The sequence below is a fragment of the Pelomonas caseinilytica genome (genome assembly GCF_021353235.1).
In the GTDB taxonomy this organism is placed as follows: Bacteria; Pseudomonadota; Gammaproteobacteria; order Burkholderiales; family Burkholderiaceae_C; genus Pelomonas; species Pelomonas caseinilytica.
In genome coordinates, this window is sequence record NZ_JAJTWT010000015.1 from 1 (window position 1) to 19,372 (window position 19,372).

General features: G+C 70.8%; 17 protein-coding genes. 13 read left to right on the forward strand and 4 right to left on the reverse strand.

From position 1 onward, the window contains the following. Positions 1–175 precede the first annotated feature (175 nt). The 6 genes from LXT12_RS23690 to LXT12_RS23715 all read left to right on the forward strand — a co-directional run bounded on the left by LXT12_RS23690 (position 176) and on the right by LXT12_RS23715 (position 7,843). Positions 176–1,240 (forward strand): LacI family DNA-binding transcriptional regulator, encoded by a 1,065-nt coding sequence (locus tag LXT12_RS23690; RefSeq protein WP_233394775.1) that lies wholly within the window; start codon positions 176–178, stop codon positions 1,238–1,240. Between the two features lie 225 nt (positions 1,241–1,465). Continuing rightward, positions 1,466–3,778, forward strand: coding sequence for a TonB-dependent receptor (locus LXT12_RS23695; protein ID WP_233394776.1), 2,313 nt, complete (start codon positions 1,466–1,468; stop codon positions 3,776–3,778). An 11-nt stretch (positions 3,779–3,789) separates the two neighbouring features. Continuing rightward, entirely contained in the window at positions 3,790–4,677 is an 888-nt protein-coding gene (locus tag LXT12_RS23700) for a PfkB family carbohydrate kinase (RefSeq protein WP_233394777.1), read from the forward strand. 118 nt (positions 4,678–4,795) lie between these two features. Beyond that, on the forward strand, positions 4,796–6,100 hold the full coding sequence (locus LXT12_RS23705) for an MFS transporter (protein WP_233394778.1): 1,305 nt from the start codon (positions 4,796–4,798) through the stop codon (positions 6,098–6,100). Then, the gene (gtfA, locus tag LXT12_RS23710; RefSeq protein WP_233394779.1) at positions 6,097–7,593 is read left to right on the forward strand and encodes a sucrose phosphorylase; all 1,497 of its coding nucleotides are present in this window, start codon (positions 6,097–6,099) and stop codon (positions 7,591–7,593) included. Before LXT12_RS23705 ends, gtfA begins: the two co-directional genes overlap by 4 nt. Positions 7,594–7,648: 55 nt before the next feature. Beyond that, entirely contained in the window at positions 7,649–7,843 is a 195-nt protein-coding gene (locus tag LXT12_RS23715) for a hypothetical protein (protein WP_233394780.1), read from the forward strand. Here the strand turns inward: LXT12_RS23715 and LXT12_RS23720 are convergent. Beyond that, complete coding sequence (locus tag LXT12_RS23720; protein WP_233394781.1) at positions 7,837–9,468, reverse strand: sensor histidine kinase; 1,632 nt, start codon at positions 9,466–9,468, stop codon at positions 7,837–7,839. The two genes, LXT12_RS23715 and LXT12_RS23720, sit on opposite strands and share 7 nt — an antisense overlap. A 229-nt stretch (positions 9,469–9,697) precedes the next feature. On the opposite strand from LXT12_RS23720, the gene LXT12_RS23725 reads away from it, so the two are divergent. The 6 genes from LXT12_RS23725 to LXT12_RS23750 all read left to right on the forward strand — a co-directional run bounded on the left by LXT12_RS23725 (position 9,698) and on the right by LXT12_RS23750 (position 16,194). Next, positions 9,698–10,762 carry an ABC transporter substrate-binding protein gene (locus LXT12_RS23725; protein WP_233394782.1) on the forward strand — a complete coding sequence of 355 codons (1,065 nt, stop codon included), beginning with the start codon at positions 9,698–9,700 and terminating at the stop codon, positions 10,760–10,762. Between the two features lie 209 nt (positions 10,763–10,971). Further along, positions 10,972–11,760, forward strand: a complete 789-nt coding sequence (locus LXT12_RS23730) for an SDR family oxidoreductase (protein WP_233394783.1) — start codon at positions 10,972–10,974, stop codon at positions 11,758–11,760. Next, positions 11,760–14,126, forward strand: coding sequence for a penicillin acylase family protein (locus LXT12_RS23735; protein ID WP_233394784.1), 2,367 nt, complete (start codon positions 11,760–11,762; stop codon positions 14,124–14,126). The genes LXT12_RS23730 and LXT12_RS23735 overlap by 1 nt, the downstream gene beginning before the upstream one ends. Before the next feature lie 97 nt (positions 14,127–14,223). Continuing rightward, entirely contained in the window at positions 14,224–15,171 is a 948-nt protein-coding gene (locus tag LXT12_RS23740; RefSeq protein WP_233394785.1) for a CsgG/HfaB family protein, read from the forward strand. Further along, positions 15,171–15,905 carry an SDR family oxidoreductase gene (locus LXT12_RS23745; RefSeq protein ID WP_233394786.1) on the forward strand — a complete coding sequence of 245 codons (735 nt, stop codon included), beginning with the start codon at positions 15,171–15,173 and terminating at the stop codon, positions 15,903–15,905. The genes LXT12_RS23740 and LXT12_RS23745 overlap by 1 nt, the downstream gene beginning before the upstream one ends. A gap of 19 nt (positions 15,906–15,924) precedes the next feature. After that, on the forward strand, positions 15,925–16,194 hold the full coding sequence (locus LXT12_RS23750; protein ID WP_233394787.1) for a hypothetical protein: 270 nt from the start codon (positions 15,925–15,927) through the stop codon (positions 16,192–16,194). Here LXT12_RS23750 and rsgA read toward each other — a convergent pair whose 3' ends face one another. The 3 genes from rsgA to LXT12_RS23765 are packed head-to-tail and all read right to left on the reverse strand — an operon-like array spanning position 16,195 to position 18,697. Continuing rightward, positions 16,195–17,142, reverse strand: coding sequence for a ribosome small subunit-dependent GTPase A (gene rsgA, locus LXT12_RS23755; protein WP_419964792.1), 948 nt, complete (start codon positions 17,140–17,142; stop codon positions 16,195–16,197). Beyond that, a complete protein-coding gene (locus LXT12_RS23760) occupies positions 17,100–17,429 on the reverse strand; it encodes a 4a-hydroxytetrahydrobiopterin dehydratase (protein ID WP_233394789.1) in 330 nt (109 codons plus the stop codon). Before LXT12_RS23760 ends, rsgA begins: the two co-directional genes overlap by 43 nt. Then, positions 17,426–18,697 (reverse strand): M48 family metallopeptidase, encoded by a 1,272-nt coding sequence (locus LXT12_RS23765; protein ID WP_233394790.1) that lies wholly within the window; start codon positions 18,695–18,697, stop codon positions 17,426–17,428. Before LXT12_RS23765 ends, LXT12_RS23760 begins: the two co-directional genes overlap by 4 nt. Positions 18,698–18,757: 60 nt before the next feature. On the opposite strand from LXT12_RS23765, the gene orn reads away from it, so the two are divergent. Then, the gene (gene orn / locus LXT12_RS23770; protein WP_233394791.1) at positions 18,758–19,318 is read left to right on the forward strand and encodes an oligoribonuclease; all 561 of its coding nucleotides are present in this window, start codon (positions 18,758–18,760) and stop codon (positions 19,316–19,318) included. The last annotated feature ends 54 nt before the right edge of the window (positions 19,319–19,372 follow it).

Here is a 19,372-nt window from a genome sequence, read left to right on the forward strand (position 1 = left end):
TTCGACAGGCTGGGACTGCCTCGCCTCTCGTGACCTCAAGCTCTTGAACCGCCGGGTGCGGACCCGCATGCCCGGTGGTGTGGGAGGGGCTCGGCCAGGTAACCTGGCCGCCCCTATCCCGATCCCGGGCCACCCCTGCTTGTCGATTGCAATCGGCCCTGCGACGATGCCGCCGATGTCCAAGCCCAAAGATCCTTCCGGCGCGCCGGCCGGCAACGCCGAGCAGCGCCGCCTGCAGATGGTCGACATCGCGCGCCTGGCCGGCGTGTCCGTTTCGACCGTGTCGCGCGCCCTCAACGGCAGCGAACTCGTCAACGCCGAGACCCGCCAGCGGGTCGCCGAACTGGCCCGCTCGCTCAACTACTCCATCAACTTCGGCGCCCGCAACCTGCGGCTGCAGGAGAACAAGACGGTGGCCGTCGTCGTGCCCTACGACGCCCGCTCGCGCCAGCACATCTCCGACCCCTTCTTCCTGTCCATCGTCGGCTCCATCGCCGACGCTCTGACCGACCGCGGCTACGACATGCTGCTGTCGCGCGTGGATGCCGAGCGCCTGGACCTCGCCTCGCACTGGTTCGACTCCGGCAAGGCCATCGGCGTCATCCTCATCGGCCAGTGGCGCCACCACGACCAGCTCAACGAAATGGCCGCGCGCAAGCTGCCTCTCGTCGTCTGGGGCGGCGAGATGCCCCAGCAGCTCTACTGCAGCGTCGGCGGAGACAACGTGCTGGGCGGCACGCTGGCCGCGCGGCACCTGCTGCAGCTCGGCCGCCGCCGCATCGCCTTCGTCGGCGACGCCCGGCTGCCTGAGGTCTGGCTGCGCCGGCAGGGCTATGCCCAGGCCTTGCGCGAGGCGGGGCTCGACGTGGACCCCGCGCTGGAACTGGCGGCGCCCTTCGAGCCCGGCGTCGCCACCGGCGTCGTGCGCGACTTCTGCGTTTCGCGCCGCGACTTTGACGCCGTGGTCTGCTGCAGCGACGTGCTGGCCCTCCTCACCATCCAGGCGCTGCGCGGCGCCGGCCGCAGCGTGCCGGATGACGTGGCCTTGGTGGGTTATGACGACATGCCCCTGGCGGCCTACTGCGACCCGCCGCTCACGACGGTGCACCAGCCGGTGGCCGAAGCCGGCGCCGAGCTCGTCGAGGCGCTGCTGGGCCAGTTGCGCGGCGAACGCCCGGGGCCGCGCACCTTGCCGGTCTACCTGAAGCTGCGCGAAAGCGCCCCGGCCGCCGCCGCCTGAGCACTGTCCAACCGTCCACCCGGGCGTCCGGCCTCGCCGGGCTGACCATCGATATCAAAAGCAGATAGCAGTTTCGAAGAGATCAAAGCTATATAGGGCTTCTACTGAAATGCAATCGATTGCAAAAGTGGCGTGACCCGCGCAGAATCCGATGCCAGACAGACGCCCAAGGCGACCTGCCCATCCGCCTCGCAGAAGGCCCCGAACAACCATTCCGGAGACAACATGCCCAGCTCCCGCCTGCGCCGCGCGCGCCCCCACCTCCAGCCCCTGGCCGCCGCGGCCCTCGCCCTCGTCGGCGTCGCTGCCCAGGCCCAGACGCAGCCCGCCGCCGGCGCGGCGGACACCTCCGACGGCCTCAAGCTCGATGCCGTCGTCGTGACCGGCAGCTCCTCGGCCAAGTCCAAGATGCGCTCCAGCGTGGCCATCTCCACCATCGAGAGCGAGGGCGTCACCGCCGTGACGGCCGCCAGCGCCACCGACGTGCTGCGCGCCGTGCCGGGCATCCGCGCCGAGGCCAGCGGCGGCGAATCCAATGCGAACGTGGCCGTGCGTGGCATCCCGGTCTCGGCCGGCGGTGCCCGCTACATCCAGTTCCAGGAGGACGGGCTGCCCGTGCTGCAGTTCGGCGACATCGCCTTCGCGACGCCCGACACCTGGATGCGGGCCGACGCCGGCTTCGACCGGCTGGAGGTCGTGCGCGGCGGCTCGGCCTCGGTGCTCGCCACCGGCGCTCCGGGCGGCATCATCAACTTCATTACCAAGACCGGCGAGGAGGAGGGCGGCAGCCTGCAGCTCACCAAGGGCCTGGGCTACGACCAGACCCGGCTCGACTACGGCTATGGCGGCCGTCTCGCGCCCAAGACGCGCTTCTTCATCGGCGGCTTCTACCGCGTCGGCGACGGCGGCCGCAAGGGCGCCGACGGCACCGAGAACGGCGGCCAGATCCGCGGCAACGTGACCTTCGAGCTGGCGGGCAAGGACTTCGTGCGCTTCAGCTTCAAGCACCTGGACGACCACACGCCCACTTTCATGCCCACGCCGGTGCGCTACGTAAACGGCAGCATCCAGGAGATTCCCGGCCTCGACCCGCGGCGCACGGCCTTCTACAACGCCGGCTGGCCGTTGGACAACACCCTCACCAACACCAACGGGCGCGCGCTGAGCAACATCCGCGACGGCCTGGCCGCCAAGGGCGACGCCTTCGGCGCCGAGCTGAGCCTCGATGCCGGCGGGGGCTTTCGCCTGCAGGACAAGTTCTCATGGAGCAAGAACAGCGGACGCTTCATCGGCGTGTTCCCGGGTGACGACGTGGCCGCCGCGCCCGCCGGCACCACCATCGCCACCGGCCCGGACGCCGGCCAGGCCTACACCGGCAACAAGTTCACCGCCGTCGTCTTCAACACCCGCATCGACGACGCCGGCCTGATGGCCAACGACCTGAAGTTCTCGCGTGACTTCGTCCTTGGCGCCGGCAACCGCGTCAGCGCCGTGGCCGGCCTCTACACCTCGGTGCAGAAGCTCGACCTGACCTGGAACTTCAACCAATATTCCCTCTCCGCCGAGCAGAGCGGCGCCCGCGTCCTCAACGTGCCCGGCGTCACCAACGGCGCGCCGGGCTTCGGCGGCTGCTGCAGCAACTTCCAGGACAGCAAGTACACGACGACGGCGCCCTACCTCGTGCTCAACCTCGATGCCGGCGCCTTCTCGGGCGACATCGGCCTGCGCCGCGACAGGAACAAGGCCAGCGGCAACTACTTCCAGTCCAACGCCGGCGTCGCCTACGACCTGACCCAGCCCAACCTGATCGACTACGACTTCGGCCGGACTTCGTATTCGCTGGGCGGCAACTACCAGCTCAGCAAGGACCTCTCGGTCTTCGCCCGCTACTCCGACGGCGCGGCCTACAACGCCGACCGCATCACCTTCTTCAACAACCCCAACCTCGTCAACGGCAAGAGCTCGACCATCCCGGTCAACAAGGTCAAGCAGACCGAGGCCGGCGTGAAGCTGCGCGGCAGCGGCTACAGCCTCTTCGCCACGCTCTTCCATGCCAGCACCGACGAGATCAACGTCGACGTGACCACCACGCCCATCGTCGCCAAGGCCAACCGCTACCGCAGCAACGGCCTGGAGCTCGAAGGCTCGGCCCGCTTCGGCGTCGTCAGCCTGCTCGGCGGCCTGACCTACACCGACGCCAAGCAGGCCGACGGCCGCGCCCCCAAGCGCCAGGCCAAGTTCGTCTACCAGCTCACGCCGACGCTGAACTTCAGCGACGAGCTGACCGCCGGCGTCGGCATCGTGGGCACCACCAAGAGCCAGGACGACGGCCCCGCCGGCCCGCTGACCATCACGCTGCCGGCCTACACCGTCGTCAACGCCTTCGTCAGTTATGCCCTGACGCCCAAGGCCACGCTCTCGCTCGCGGCGAACAACCTCTTCAACGAGATCGCCTACACCGAGAGCAACGACGGCCGCGGCGCCGCGCGCGCCTACACGGGCCGCACGGTCAAGGCCAGCCTGCGCTACAGCTTCTGACCGGCCCCGCCATGCCCCGCCAAGTGCTGGTGATCGGCGAGGCCCTCGTGGACGAGTTCCACGACGGGCCGGTGGCCGGCGGCGCGCCCTTCAACGTGGCGCGCTCGCTGGCCGCCCTCGGCGCGCCGGTGCGCTTCGTCAGCCGCATCGGCGCAGGCGACGCCGCGGGCCGCGTCGTCGAGGCCAGCGCGGCGCGCTTCGGCCTCGATCCGCAGGGCCTGCAGCGGGATGCGCAGCGCGCGACGGGCCGCGTCACCGTCCACGAGGACGCCGCCGGGCACCGCTTCGAGATCCACGCCGACGCGGCCTGGGACCATCTCGACGCCGCCGACCCCGGCGACGCCGGCCTGGTCTATTTCGGCACGCTGGCCCAGCGCCATGCCGTCTCGCGCGCGGCGGTGCGCGCCACCGTCAAGCGCGCCCACGGCGTCAAGCTGCTCGACCTCAACCTGCGGCCCGGCACCGACACGCCCGAACTCGCGGCCGAGTCGCTGATGCTGGCCGACTGGGTCAAGCTCAACGAGGACGAACTGGCCCGCCTGCTCGCCTGGTTCGAGCCCGACCTGTCGGCGCTGATGGCCCGCTTCGGCCTGCGGCGCCTGGTGCTGACGCGCGGGGCGGCCGGCTATGCCCTTCACGGCATGGGCGGCGAGCTGCTGGCGCAGGGGCAGGGCGCCGCCCAACCCGCCCTGGTCGACAGCGTCGGCGCCGGCGACGCCTTCACGGCCCTGCTGCTCGCGGGCCTGGCCCTGGGGTGCGAGCTGGGCGCGACGCTGGAGCTGGCCAACCGCTATGCCGCAATGATCTGCGGCGTGCGCGGCCCGCTGCCGGCCGACCCGGTCAAGTTGTCGCCCTGGCGTGAGGCGCTGCACGCCCTGCCGCCCGGAGGACCGACATGAAACTCGAACTCGAACAAGGCCACAGAGGCACAGAGGCACAGAGAGGCCTCCATCCCGCAGCCTCTGTGCCTCTGTGCCTCTGTGGCTGTGTTCACCTGCTGCCGGTCGAGGCTGGACGATGAACAAGCCCCACCTCTCGGCCTCGCAGATCGTGAACATGAATGTCGGCTTCCTCGGCATCCAGTTCAGCTTCGGCCTGCAGCAGGCCAACATGAGTCCGATCTACCAGATGCTCGGCGCCGAGGGCAGGGACCTGCCTTACCTCTGGCTGGCCGGACCCATCACCGGCCTGCTGGTGCAGCCCTTGATCGGCGCGATGAGCGACCGCACGATCCACCGCTGGGGGCGGCGCACGCCTTACTTCCTCATCGGTGCGCTGATCTGTTCCCTGGGCCTGCTGGCCATGCCCTTCAGCCCGGCGCTGTGGTTCGCGGCGGGGCTGCTGTGGATCCTCGACGCCGCCAACAACGTGACCATGGAGCCCTACCGCGCCTACGTCAGCGACCGGCTGCGCGAGGAGCAGCATGCCGCCGGCTTCCTGACCCAGGCCTCCTTCACCGGCCTGGCCCAGACCCTGGCCTACCTCACGCCCAGCCTGCTGGTCGCCCTGGGCATGAACAAGGACGCGCTGGGGGCCAACGGCATCCCGGTCGTCACCACGCTGGCTTTCGCCGCTGGCGCCGTGTTGTCGTTCACGACCGTGTGGTGGTCGGTGCGCAAGGTGCCCGAGTTGCCGCTGCCGGCCGCGGAGGTCGCCCGGCTGCGCGCGCTGCCGCGCGGTGTCGGGCCGGCGCTGGCCGAGATCTGGAGCGCCGTGCGCGAGATGCCGCCGACGATGCGGCGGCTGTGGTGGATGGCGCTCTTCCAGTGGTACGGAATGATGTGCTACTGGATCTACGTCGTGCCCATGCTGGCCTCGACCGTCTTCGGCACGGACGACCCGCACGGCGCAGGCTTTCGCGACGCGGCCCTGCTCAACGGCCAGGTCGGCGGTTTCTACAACGCCGTGGCTTTCGTCGCCGCCTTTGCCATGGTGCCCTTCACGCGGCGCCTCGGCGCGAAATGGGTGCACGCCTTCGCGCTGCTCGCCGCTGCCGCCGGCATGTGGGCGCTGCCCGGCATCCACGGCCAGGGCTGGCTGCTCTTCCTGCCCATGGTGGGCATCGGCCTGGCCTGGGGTTCCATCATGGGCAACCCCTACGTGCTGCTCGCCGGCAGCATCCCGCCCCAGCGCGCCGGGGTCTACATGGGCATCTTCAACATGTTCATCGTCATCCCCATGCTCATCCAGGCGGTGTCCCTGCCGCTGATCTACGACGGGCTGCTGGGCGGCCGCCCCGAGAACGTCATCCGCCTGGCCGGCGTGCTGCTGGCCCTGGCTGCCCTGTGCGTGCTGCGCGTGCGCCCCGAGAAGACACCATGAAGAACCAGGTCCAGCTCATCACCTATGTCGACCGCCTCGGCGGCCAGCGCGACGGCGCCGACCTCGCCCGCCTGACCGCGCTGCTGAGCGAACCCGGCGCCCCGCTGGCGGGCGTCTTCGGCGGCGTGCACCTGCTGCCTTTCTTCCACGCCATCGACGGCGCCGATGCCGGCTTCGACCCCATCGACCACACCCGCGTCGACCCGCGCCTGGGTAGCTGGGCCGACGTCAAGGCCCTGACCGAACGTCTGGACGTCATGGCCGACGTCATCGTCAACCACATGTCCAGCGAGTCGCCGCAGTTCCTGGACTACTCCGAGAAGGGCGAGGCCTCCGCCCATGCCGGCCTCTTCCTGACCCTGGACGCCGTGTTCCCGAACGGCGCGACCGAGCGTGACCTGCTGACCGTCTACCGCCCGCGCCCCGGCCTGCCGCTGACCTACGCCACGCTTCGGTGCGGCGAGCGCCGCATCCTCTGGACCACCTTCACCGCCGCCCAGATCGACATCGCCGTGCGCCACCCGCAGGGCCGTGCCTACCTCAGCGGCATCCTGCGCACCTTCGCTGCCAACGGCATCCGCATGGTGAGGCTGGACGCCGTCGGCTACGCCATCAAGAAGGCCGGCGAGAGCTGCTTCATGATGCCCGAGACCTTCGACTTCATCGGCGAGTTCGCCCAGGAGGCGAGGGCGCTGGGCATCGAGGTGCTGGTCGAGATCCACGCCTACCACCAGCGCCAGATCGAGATCGCTGCACGTGTCGACTGGGTCTACGACTTCGCGCTGCCGCCGCTGGTGCTGCATGCCTTCGCCTTCCGCACCGCCGCGGCCCTCAAGCGCTGGATCGCCATCCGCCCGGCGAACGCCCTGACGGTGCTCGACACCCACGACGGCATCGGCATCATCGACATCGGCGCCGACGCGACCGACCGCGCCGCCTACCCGGGCCTGGTGCCGCCCGAGGAGCTGGATGCCCTCGTCGAGCGCATCCACGAGGCCAGCGGCGGCGAAAGCCGCAAGGCCACCGGCGCGGCGGCCAGCAACCTCGATCTCTACCAGGTCAACTGCAGCTTCTTCGACGCCATGGGCCGCGACGAGACGGCCTATCTGCTGGCCCGCGCCATCCAGTTCTTCCTGCCCGGCGTGCCCCAGGTCTACTACGTCGGCCTGCTGGCCGGGCACAACGACATGGCCCTGCTGGCGCGCACCCAGGTGGGCCGCGACATCAACCGCCACTTCTACGACGCCGACGAGATCGCCCGCGAGTGCCAGCGCCCCGTCGTGCGCCGCCTCATCGAGCTGATCCGCCTGCGCAACCGCCATCCGGCCTTCGGCGGCGACTTCAGCCTGCAGCCCGGCGGCGACACCGAGCTGCACCTGCGCTGGCAGAACGGCAGCGCCTGGGCCGCCCTGCGCGTCGACTTCGCCAGCCGCGACCACGCGCTCGAGTACAGCGGCGAGGCCGGCGAGGCGCAGCGCTTCGCCTTCAGTTGAGCGTCAGCCTGCCCCTCCAGAATCTCCGGCAGTTCAAGATCACCGGAGTGTGAGCATGTGGAAGTTGATCGTCGGTTTCATCGCCTTTGCCGCCCTGGCCCTGTTCATCCTGATGAAGAGCGGCGGCAACATCGACATGAGCGGCGAGAAGCACGACGTGTCCGCCGCCCACGAAGCCAGCCCCGCTGCATCGGCCGCCATCGAAGCCGCCTCGGCCGCGCTGCCCGCGGCCTCCGCCGCCTCTCAGTGAGCGCCTGATCCCTCGCCGGCGGCGCGCTGCGGCGCCACCAGGGGCAGCCTCATCAGCATCTGCGTGCCCTGGCCGGGCGTGGACCTGACCTCGATCTGGCCGCCCAGCACGTTGGTCACGATGCTGTGCACGATGTGCATGCCCAGGCCCGAGCCGCCGGTGCCGAGCTTGGTGGTGAAGAAGGGGTCGAAGATGCGCCGCCGCACCGACTCGTCCATGCCGCGGCCGTCGTCCGTCACGCTGAGCTCGACCTCGTCGTCGCTCAGCCGCGCGCAGTGCACCTTCACGTGGCCCTGCGGCACGCCGTCGAAGCCGTGCAGCAGGGCGTTCATCAGCAGGTTGGTCAGCACCTGGCCGAGGGCGCCGGGGTAGCTGTTCATGATGAGGCCGTGGCTCAGCTCGGTGTCGATGGCGTAGGGCGTGTGCTTGAAGCTGGGCTCCACCATCACCAGCACGTCCTCGATCACCTTGGCGAGGTCGAAGTCGCGGCGCAGGTCCGCCGTCTGGTCGATGGCCACCTGCTTGAAGTCGCGCACCAGGTCGGCCGCCTTCTGCACGTTGCGCTGCAGGATGTCCTGGCCCCGCCGTGTGTCGCGCGCCAGCTCCTCCAGCGTGCTGCGGCGCAGCTGCACGCTGCCGGCCAGCATGCCTTCGAGCTGCTTGTAGCGGTCCTCCAGGGCCGAGACCACCGTCAGCGCATTGCCCAGCGGCGTGTTCAGCTCATGGGCCACGCCGGCCACCAGCCGGCCGAGCGAGGCGAGCTTCTCGGACTCGACCAGCTCGCGCTGCGCCTTCTGCAGCGTCTGCAGCGCCTCTGACAGCTCGGCATTGCTGGCCGTGAGTTCGGCAGTGCGCTGGGTCACCGTCTCCTCGAGGTTGAGGTTGTGCTGGCGCAGCGCCTCGAAGGCCGACAGCAGCGCCTGGCGCATGCGCTCCATCGCCCCCCCCACGCGGGCGATCTCGTCCGCGCCGCCCACGCGCAGCGGCTGCTCCAGCCGCCCGGCCGCGAGGGCCTCGGCCGCGCCGGTCAGTTCGGTCATGGGCCGCAGCACGTAGCGCTGCAGCACCCAGAGCATCAGCACGAGGGACAGCGTCAGCGTGAGGCCGCTGCGCCAGACGGTGCGCCAGACCTCGGCCTGCTTGGCCTGCAGCAGCGGGGCGGCGCTCATGCTGACCGTGAGCTGCGCGATCTCGCGGCCGTCGCGCTGGATGGGGCGGGTCTGGCTCAGCGTCAGTGCCGCCTCGCCGGCCTCCTGCTTGCGCTCGAAGGACAGGAAGGGCGCCGACGCCGCCGGCTCCACCACCTTGACGGCGACGAAGCGCGGGTCGTCCACCTGCGCCTTGACCATGGGCTCGGCCAGGTCGGGCGAGACCTGCCAGACCGGCTCGGCCAGCGACAGCGACATGACCTCCGTGGTCCGCGCGAGGTCGCGCCTGAGGTCTTCCATCGCCGTCGCGCGGGTCTTCTGGCCGTCGTAGAGCAGCACCGCCGTCGTTGGCAGCAGCAGGCCCAACAGCAGCGCCAGCACGACGGCGAAGGTCAGCGAATTGCGCTGCCAGCCGAAAGCCTGCAAGGGCGCGCGGGGCGGGGCGGCGGGCGGTGGTGGGGCGGGTCGTTGCGGCATGGCGGCGCGGCGTGGCGCAAGGCGGCCCGAGTGTAGGTCCGGCCAAACCGGTGCAAATGCGCATCGGCGGGCCGCGGTGCCCGGGTTTTTACCGGGGCGGCGGGGCTGCTGCGGCCCGGGGGGCTGGCCCCACAATCCGCCGCCAGATTGGCCCGTCAGCACCGGGCCCCGGAGAAAGACAGTGAAGCGTTGGGTGGCCCTCGCGGCATGGTTCGTCGCCTGTTTCGGTATGGACGCTGCGCTCGCGCAGGGCGCCTTGCGCATCGGCATGGTGGCGGGGTTCTCGGGCCCCGTCGCGAGCGTGGTGCAGGAGAGCGCCGAAGGCGCGCGCCTGTACTTCGACGCGGTCAATGCCCAGGGCGGCATCAAGGGCCAGAACATCGAGCTGGTCACCCAGGACGACAAGTACGACCCCGCCACCGCCGCGGCCGCCGCCAAGTCCCTGGCCAGCCAGGGCGTGCTCGCCCTGATGCTCAGCCGTGGCACCGGCCCCACCGAATCCATGCTGCCGGTGCTCAAGGACAACCGCCTGCCGCTGATCGCGCCGGCCACGGGCGCCATCAGCCTGTACGAGCCCATCCAGCCCTACGTCTTCCACCTGCGTGCCAGCTATCAGCGCGAGGCGGAGCGCGCCGTGCGCCACCTGGCCGGCATCGGCGTCAAGCGCATCACCATCGTGCAGGTGAACGACCCGTTCGGGAACGACGCCGGCAAGGGCGCCATCAAGGGGCTGGACGAGATGAAGCTGCGGGCGATGTCGCACCTGCGCTTCGACCGCAACCGGCCCGACCTCGCGCCGACCATGCAGGCCATCGCCAAGGCCAACATCGAGGCGGTCGTGTTCATCGGCCCGGCCTATGCGGTCGTCGAAGGCGTGAACGCCCTGCGCGCGGCCGGCTCCACGGCCCACGTGGCCACGCTGTCCAACAATGCCTCGGCCGACTTCGTGAAGGCGCTGGGCGAGAACGCCCGCGGCATCATCGTGACGCAGCTCTTCCCCTACGAGCGGTCCACCTCCAACCCGCTGGTGCGCGAAGCCCTCGCCCTGGCCAAGGCGGCCGGCCGCCACGAACTGACGCCGGCCCAGCTCGAGGGCTTCGCCGCGGCCAGACTGGTCGTCGAGGCGATCAAGCGCGCCGGCAAGGACCTGAGCCGCGAGGGCCTGCTCAAGGCGCTCGACGGCGCGCGCATCGACCTGGGCGGCCTGCAGGTGCACTACACCGAGAAGGACCACACCGGCCTGGAGTTCACCGACGTGTCCATCGTCGGCCCCGACGGCAAGTTCTGGAGGTAGCTCTCCCACCCCCTACGGCCTTACGGCGCCTTGCAGGCCGCGCCGGGCCAGAGGCCCGACCCTTCGGCAGGCACAAATGGCACGCCATCTGTGTCCGGCCTCAGCCCCCTCAAGGGGGCACTGCCAGCGGCCTGGCAAAGCCAGTTCCGCGGCAGTCGCGCGATGATGCGGCGTGCTGCGCACGGCCGCAGTCTGCTTGAGGAGTCGTTATGGATCTGGGATTGAAAGGCCGCTGGGCGCTGGTTTGCGCGGCGAGCAAGGGCTTGGGGCGGGGCTGCGCCGAGGCGCTGGCGGGGGAGGGCGCGAACGTCGTCATCACGGCCCGCGGCGAGGCCGACCTGCTCGCCACGGCCGAGGCGCTGCGGGCCGCGAACCCAACGGTCGAGGTGCGCGCGGTGGCGGGCGACATCGCCACGCCCGAGGGGCGTGCCGCGGCGCTGTCTGCCTGTCCGCAGGTGGACATCCTCGTCAACAACGCCGGCGGCCCGCCGCCCGGCGACTTCCGCGACTGGGGCCGCGAGCAATGGATGGCCGCGCTGGAGGCCAACATGCTCGCGCCCATCGAGCTGATCAAGGCCACGGTCGATGCCATGGCCGCACGTGGCTTCGGCCGCATCGTCAACATCACCTCGGGCGCGGTGAAGGCGCCCATCGACGTGCTGGGCCTGTCCAACGGCGCCCGCTCGGGCCTGACCGGCTTCGTTGCCGGCGTGGCCCGCCAGCCGCGCCTGGCCGGCGCCAACGTCACCCTCAACAACCTGCTGCCCGGCGCCTTCGACACCGACCGGCTGAAGAAGACCTTCGCCGCGGGGGCCGCCAAGGCCGGCCTCAGCGCCGAGGACATGGCGGCGCGGCGGCGCGCCGCCATCCCGGCCCAGCGCTTCGGCACGGCCGCCGAGTTCGGCGCCATCTGCGCCATGCTCTGCAGCGCCCAGGCCGGCTATCTCACCGGACAGAACCTCCTGCTCGACGGCGGCAGCTACCCGGGGACCTTCTGATGGCCTGGCTCAGACGCCTTCTCCTCGCGCTGCTGGGCCTCCTGCTGCTGGCGGCCCTGGGTTTGTGGCTGGCCCTGCGCGCGAGCCTCGCGCCGCTCGACGGCGAGCGCAGCCTGCCGGCCCTGGGCGCACCGGCGGAGATCCAGCGCGACGCCCGCGGCTACGTGACCCTCGCGGCCGAGAACCGCCTGGACGTGGCGCGCGCCCTCGGCTACGTGCATGCCCAGGAGCGCTTCTTCCAGATGGACCTGATGCGCCGCAACGCCGCGGGCGAGCTGTCGGCCCTGGTCGGCCCCAAGGCGCTGCCGCTGGACCGGCAGCGGCGGCTGCACCGCTTCCGCCACCGGGCCGAAGCGGGCCTGGCCGCCATGCCGGCCGACGAGCGCGCGCTGCTGGATGCCTATGTGAGCGGCGTCAACGCCGGGCTGGCCGCGCTGTCGGCACGCCCGCCCGAGTACCTGCTGCTGCGCCAGCAGCCCAGCCCCTGGGTGGCGGCCGACACGGTGCTGGTGGCCTATGGCATGTACCTGGACCTGCAGGCCTCGCAGGGCAAGGACGACATCGCCACCGGCCTGCTGCGCGACGCCGTGCCGGCCGACTGGTATGCCTTCCTGACCCAGCACAGCGCCGACTGGCAGGCCGCCATGGACGACAGCCGCCTGCAGGCCGTGCCCGTGCCGGTGGGGCCGCTGCCGGAGGTGCTGCGCGCCGCCAGGGTGGCCTGCACCGACTGCGGCCTGCAGGACGCGCGCGACCTCGGCAGCAACAACTTCGCCGTCGCCGCCGCCCACGGCGCGGACGGGCGCGCCATCCTGGCGGACGACATGCACCTGGGCCTGCGCTCGCCCGGCATCTGGTTCAAGGCCCGCATGCAGTGGAAGGACGGCGCGGGAAGCCACGACATCGCCGGCGTGACCCTGCCTGGCGCGCCCCTGCTCGTCGTCGGCAGCAACGGCCGGGTGGCCTGGGGCTTCACCAACACGACGTCCGACTGGGCCGACGTCGTCGCGCTGCGCCTGGATGCGGCCGGCAGCCACTACCTGTCCGGCGGCCAGCTCAAGCCTTTGAACCGCGCCGTCGAGCGTATCCAGGTGGCCGGCGCGGCGCCAGTCGAGCTGGCCGTGCTGGAGAGCGAGTGGGGGCCGCTGCTGCCGCAGAAGGCGCCGGCCGGCCAGGCCTATGCCCTGCGCTGGGTGGCCCACGACGCCGAGGGCATGAACCTGCGGCTGATGCACATGGAGACGGCCGCCGACGTCGACGAGGCCGTGCGCTGGGCCGCCGGAGCCGGCATGCCGGCCCAGAACCTGCTCGTGGCCGACAGCACCGGCCGCATCGGCTGGACCGTCGCCGGGGCGATGCCGCGCCGCGCGGGCATGGGCTCGGGCGACATGGACCATCCGCAGGACTGGAGCGACGGCCGGCAGCGCTGGCAGGGCTACCTCTCCGCGGCGGAGCAGCCGCGCCTTGTCGACCCGGCCGACGGGCGGCTGTGGACGGCCAACTCGCGCATGGTCGGCGGCGAGGCCATGCAGCGCCTGGGCAACGGCGGCTGGGACCTCGGCGCCCGCGCCATGCAGATCCGCGACGACCTGCGGGCCGCGGAGCGTTTCGACGAGGCGGGCCTGCACGCCATCCAGCTCGACCATCGCGCCCTGTTCCTGCAGCACTGGCGCCAACTGCTGCTGGAGCGCGTGCTGACGCCGGAGTTCGTCGCCGCCCAGGGCCTGGCGGACTACCGCGCCGAGGTCGAGAAGAGCGCCGACGCCGCCAGGCCCGATGCCGTGGGCTATCTGCTGGTGCGGGCCTTCCGCGAGCAGGCGCTCAAGCAGGTCTTCGCGCCGCTGGCGGGCCTTGTCGAAGCCAACGGACTGACGCTGCGGGACGTGAAGATGGTGCCCGAGACGCCCGGCTGGGCGTTGATCCAGGCGGCCCGGCCCGACACCCTGCCGGCCGCCTACAGGAGCTGGCCCGAGCTGCTGCAGCAGGCGGTGCTCGCCAGCCGCAAGGAGCTGATCGCCAAGCACGGCAGCCTGGCCGGCTCGACCTGGGGCGCGGACAACCCCACCAGCATGCGCCACCCCCTGAGCCTGGCCGTGCCGGCCCTGTCGCGCTGGCTGGACCAGGCCTCGCAAGGCATGGCCGGGGACAGCCACATGCCGCGCGTGCACAACCACGGCCACGGCCAGAGCGAGCGCATGGTGGTGTCGCCCGGACACGAGGAGAAGGGCATCCTCGTCATCCCGGGCGGGCAGAGCGGCCATCCGCTCTCGCCCTTCTACCGCAGCGACCATGCGGCCTGGCTGGCGGGCGAGCCGCTGCCCTTCCTGCCTGCCGAAACGGCCCATCGGCTGGTGTTGCGCCCCTGACGACCCTGATTGAAGCGACCGCATCCGTGTGGATGCCGGTTCGCTTCGACATGGGCAAAATCGCCCCCTTACAAGATTTACCGGGGGCACCCTTGCAATGAAGAAGACGATCTACCCGCTGCTGGTGGCCGGCCTGGCCCTGTCCGCGACGGCCCGGGCCGACGACATCGGCTCCACGGTCGAGAAGTGCAACAAGAAGCTGGGCGTGCTCGCCGTCGCCGAGCCCCAGCACGGCTGGAACTACCTGTCGCAGTACGGCCTGGGCTCGCCCGCGGCCCTGCTGCGCATGATGGTGCAGCAGTCCGGCTGCTTCGACGTCGTCGAGCGCGGCCAGGCCATGCAGAACATCCAGCAGGAGCGCGCCCTTGCTGCCGCTGGCGAGATGCGCCAGGAGTCCAACATCGGCAAGGGCCAGATGCAGGCGGCCGACTTCGTCATGACCCCCAACGTCCAGATCGGTGGCAGCACCACGGGCGGCCTGGGCGGCTTCCTCGGCGGCAAGCTCGGCATCATCGGCGCCATCGCCGGCGGGTTGAAGTTCAAGGAGGCCTCCACCAGCCTGCTGCTGGCCGACGTGCGCTCCAGCATCCAGGTGGCGGGTGCCGAGGGCAAGGCCACCAAGACCGACTTCTCCATCGGCGGCTGGGGCTTCGGCGGCGGTGCCGTCGGTGGCTTGGGCGGTTACACCAGCACGCCCGAGGGCAAGCTCATCGCGGCCAGCTTCCTCGACAACTACAACAAGATCGTCCAGACCATTCGCGACCAGGACAGCCTCGTGCGCACCGGCAGCGCCTCCGGCGACGCCAATGCGGCCGCCTCGCTGCAGGCCGCCGCGCCCGTGCCTGCCGGCCAGATGCTGATGGCCAAGATCTCCAACGTGAAGGCCTATGCCGGCCCCTCGCGCGACAGCAAGGTCGTGGCCACGCTCAACCGCAGCGACGAGCTGGTCGCCACCGGCGAGGTCAAGGACGGCTTCGTCAAGGTCGATGCCGCCAACTTCAGCGGCTGGGTGCAGCGCACCCTGGTCATGCCGGTCGGCCGCTGATGGGCGGCGCGCGCATCGCCCTCGTCACGGGCGCCGGCTCGGGCATCGGCCGCGCGGTGGCGCGGGCCCTCGCGGCCGAGGGCTGGACGCTGGCCCTGATGGGCCGGCGCGAGGCGGCGCTGCGCGAGACGCTGGACGACGCCCTCGTCCTGCCCGCCGACGTGGCCGACGAGGCCCAGGTGGACGCCGCCTTCGCCCGCCTGCGCGAACGCTTCGGCCGCCTGGACCTGCTCTTCAACAACGCCGGCATCTCGGCGCCGCCGGTGCCGGTCGACGAACTGACGGTGGCGCAGTGGCGGGCGGTGGTGGACACCAACCTCACCGGCAGCTTCCTCTGCGCCCGCGCCGCCTTTGCGCTGATGAAGGCGCAGCAGCCGCGCGGCGGACGCATCATCAACAACGGCTCCATCTCGGCCCACGTGCCGCGGCCGTTCTCGGCGCCCTACACGGCCACCAAGCACGCCATCACCGGCCTGACCAAGTCGCTCAGCCTGGACGGCCGCGCCTTCGACATCGCCTGCGGGCAGATCGACATCGGCAACGCCGCGACCGACATGACGCTGCGCATGCGCCAGGGCGTGCCCCAGGCCAACGGCCAGGTCGCCGTGGAGCCGACCATGGACGTCGAGGACGTGGCCCGCGCCGTGGTCTACATGGCCTCGCTCCCCTTGTCGGCCAACGTGCTGAGCATGACCGTGATGGCGCGTGACATGCCTTTCGTCGGCCGTGGCTGAAGCGGTCCAGAATCACGGCATGAACCTGGTTCGTGTCGTGGTCCGTCTCCTGTTCGTCATCGCCGGCGCCGTCGTCGGCCTGGCCCTCTTCCTGTTCGCGGTGCTGGCCTTCGTGGCCTTCCTGATCGTCAGCCTGCTCACGGGCCGCAAGCCCGACCTGCGCTTTCGCGTCAACCAGAACCCATGGGCGCCGCGCCGGCAGCAGGCGGCCGAGGACGTGGTGGACATCGAGGCCCGCGAGGTCGACGAGCCCTCGAGGCCGGTGCAGCGGCTGGACGGGCCGCGCTGATCACCAGCTCTTGCGCTGCAGTTCCTCGAGGATCTCGCCGTAGATGCGGTAGCGGCTCGGGCTGATCAGCCCGGCGTCGAGCGCGGCGCGCACGCCGCAGCCCGGCTCGTGGATGTGGCTGCAGTTGGCGAAGCGGCACTCGGCATGCTCGCGCAGGTCGGGCATGTAGCGCCACAGCTCCGCGGCGTTGATCTGGCGCAGGCCGAATTCCTGGAAGCCCGGCGAGTCGATCAGCGCCGTCGTGCGCGCGGCATCCGTCCAGTACCACTGCGTCGTCGTGGTCGTGTGCCGGCCGGAGTTCAGCGCCTGGGAGATTTCGCCGACCTGGGCCTGGGCGTCCTGCACCAGCAGGTTGATGAGGGTGCTCTTGCCGGTGCCGCTCGGGCCGAGGACGAAGCTGCGCTGCCCGTCCAGCCAGGGCCCGAGCGTGGCGCGCGAGCCCTCGCGGTCGGCCTTGAGGGCGACCTCGAAGACGGTCAGCCCCATGGCGCGGTAAGGCGCCAGCCGCTCGCGTGCCGCGTCGGTGCCGGCCAGGTCGATCTTGTTGAGGGCGATGGCGGCACGGATGCCGGCGGATTCCGCCGCGATGAGGGCGCGCGCCAGCTGGCTTTCGCTGAAGACCGGCTCCACGGCGACCAGCACCAGCAACTGGTCGAGGTTGGCGGCAAAGCTCTTGGTCTTCCACTCGTCCTGGCGGAACAGCAGGTTGCGCCGCGGCTCGACGGCCTCGATGACGCCCTCGTCGGCGCTGGCCTCGGCGAAGCGCACCTGGTCGCCCACGACCGCATCGCTCTTCTTGCCGCGCGGATGGCAGACGAAGCGCTTGCCGTCGGCGTCTTCCACGATGTAGTGGCGGCCGTGGCCGCGCACCACCAATCCCAGGTCCAGCGCCTGGAACTTGCCCATCAGGCGGTCGCCTCGGGCAGGGCGCTCACCTGCGCCGCGCAGATCGCGTCGTTCAGCGTCAGGCCGCCGCGCGAATGGGTCGTGAAGCTGACCGTGCAGGCGTCGTAGCCGACCAGCATCTCGGGATGGTGGTCCTGGGCATGGGCGATCTCGGCCACCGCGTTCACGAAGGCCATGACCTGGTAGAAGTTGGCGAAGCCGAAGCGCCGCCCGATCAGCTTGTTCTCGGGGTCAGGGCTCCAGCCGGGCAGGGCGGCGAGCACGCGCTGGCGGGCGTCGGCGTCCAGCAGGGGCGCCTTGGGGTCGCACTGGGCGAGCAGCAGGTTCATGGGGCGAGTGCGGCCAGCCGTTCGGCGGCCGGCGGGTGGGAGTAGTAGAAGCGGGCGTAGACCGGGTCGGGCGTCAGGGTGCCGGCGTTGTCCTCATGCAGTTTGAGCAGGGCCGAGGAGAGGGCGGCGGCGCTGGCCTGCGCGCGGGCATAGGCATCGGCCTGGAACTCGTCGCGGCGCGAGAAATGGCTGGCCAGCGGCGTGACGAAGAAGCCGAACACCGGGCCCGCGAGCAGGAAGAGGATGAGGGCCAGCGCGTCGTTGGGCGCGCTCAGCGAGGGCTGCACGCCCAGGCCCAGGTAGAAAGCCGGCTGCTGGGCCAGCCAGCCCAGCAGCGCGAAGCCGGCCAGGCTCAGCGCGAACATCAGCACGATGCGCTTGGTGATGTGGCGGTGCTTGAAGTGGCCGAGCTCGTGGGCGAGCACGGCCTCCACCTCGCCGCCGTCGAGCTTGGCCAGCAGGGTGTCGAAGAAGACCACGCGCTTGGCCGGCCCGAAGCCGCTGAAGTAGGCATTGCCGTGGGCCGAGCGGCGGCTGCCGTCCATGACGAACAGGCCCTTGGCCGAGAAGCCGCAGCGCGCCATCAGCCGCTCGACCCGATCGCGCAGCGCCGTGTCGGTCAGCGGCTCGAACTTGTTGAACAGCGGCGCGATGACGCTGGGATAGATCACCATGACCAGCAGGTTGAAGCCCATCCAGGCGCCCCAGGCCCACAGCCACCAGCGCGGGCCCGCCGCGCCCATCAGCCACAGGATGAGAGCGACGATGGGCAGGCCCAGCAGCACGCCGACGGCCAGGCCCTTGAGCATGTCGCTGAAGTACAGGGCCAGCGTCGTGCGGTTGAAGCCGAAGGCCTGCTCGATGCGGAAGGTCGACCACATCTCCCAGGGCAGGTCGAGCAGGCCGCCCAAGAGGGCGAAGGCCGCGACCAGGCCGAGCTGGTAGCCCATGGCCTGCCAGCCGGCCGGCAGGCCATGGCTGGCCTCGAGTACGGCGCGGTTGAGGGCGTCCAGGCCGCCGAGCAGCGTCCAGCCCAGCAGCACGGCGGCGCTGAAGGCCAGGGACAGCAGGCCGAAGCGGGCCCGCGCGATGGTGTAGTCGGCCGCCTTCTGGTGGGCGGCCAGGCTGACGTTGCCGGCGAAGGCCGCCGGCACCTGCCCGCGGTGGATGGCGACATGGCGGATCTGTCGTGCGGACAGCCAGAACTTCAGCAGCGTGGAGGCGGCCAGCGCGATGGCGAAGGCCAGGGACAGGGGCGTGGGGGACATGGCGCGAGTGTAGGTAACCCCGGGGCTGCGAGAATCCCGCCTCTTCCGCGTGAGCCCACCATGTCCGACACCCTTGCCCCGAGCGAAAACAACCTGATCTGGATCGATCTCGAGATGACCGGCCTCTATCCCGACCGTGACCGCATCATCGAGATCGCCGTCGTCGTGACCGATGCCCACCTCGACAAGCGCGTCGAGGGCCCCGTCTTCGCCGTGCACCAGAGCGACGCGACGCTGGATGCGATGGACGCCTGGAACAAGGGCACTCACGGCAAGAGCGGCCTGATCGACCGCGTGAAGGCCTCGACCGTCGACGAGGCCGAGGCCTCCGCCCGCACCATCGAGTTCCTGAAGGCTTACGTCCCCAAGGGCAAGAGCCCGATGTGCGGCAACAGCATCTGCCAGGACCGGCGCTTCCTCGCCAACTACATGCCGGAGCTGGAGGCCTTCTTCCACTACCGCAACCTCGACGTGTCCACGCTCAAGGAACTGGCCAAGCGCTGGAAGCCGGCGGCGCTGGAGGGCTTCAAGAAGGCCCAGGCCCACACCGCCCTGGCCGACATCCACGAGTCCATCGAGGAGCTGGCCCACTACCGCACCACTTTCCTGAACCTCGCATGACCTCGCCGCGCCTGCTCGTGGCCGCGGCGCTGCTGTGCCTCCGGCCCGACGTGG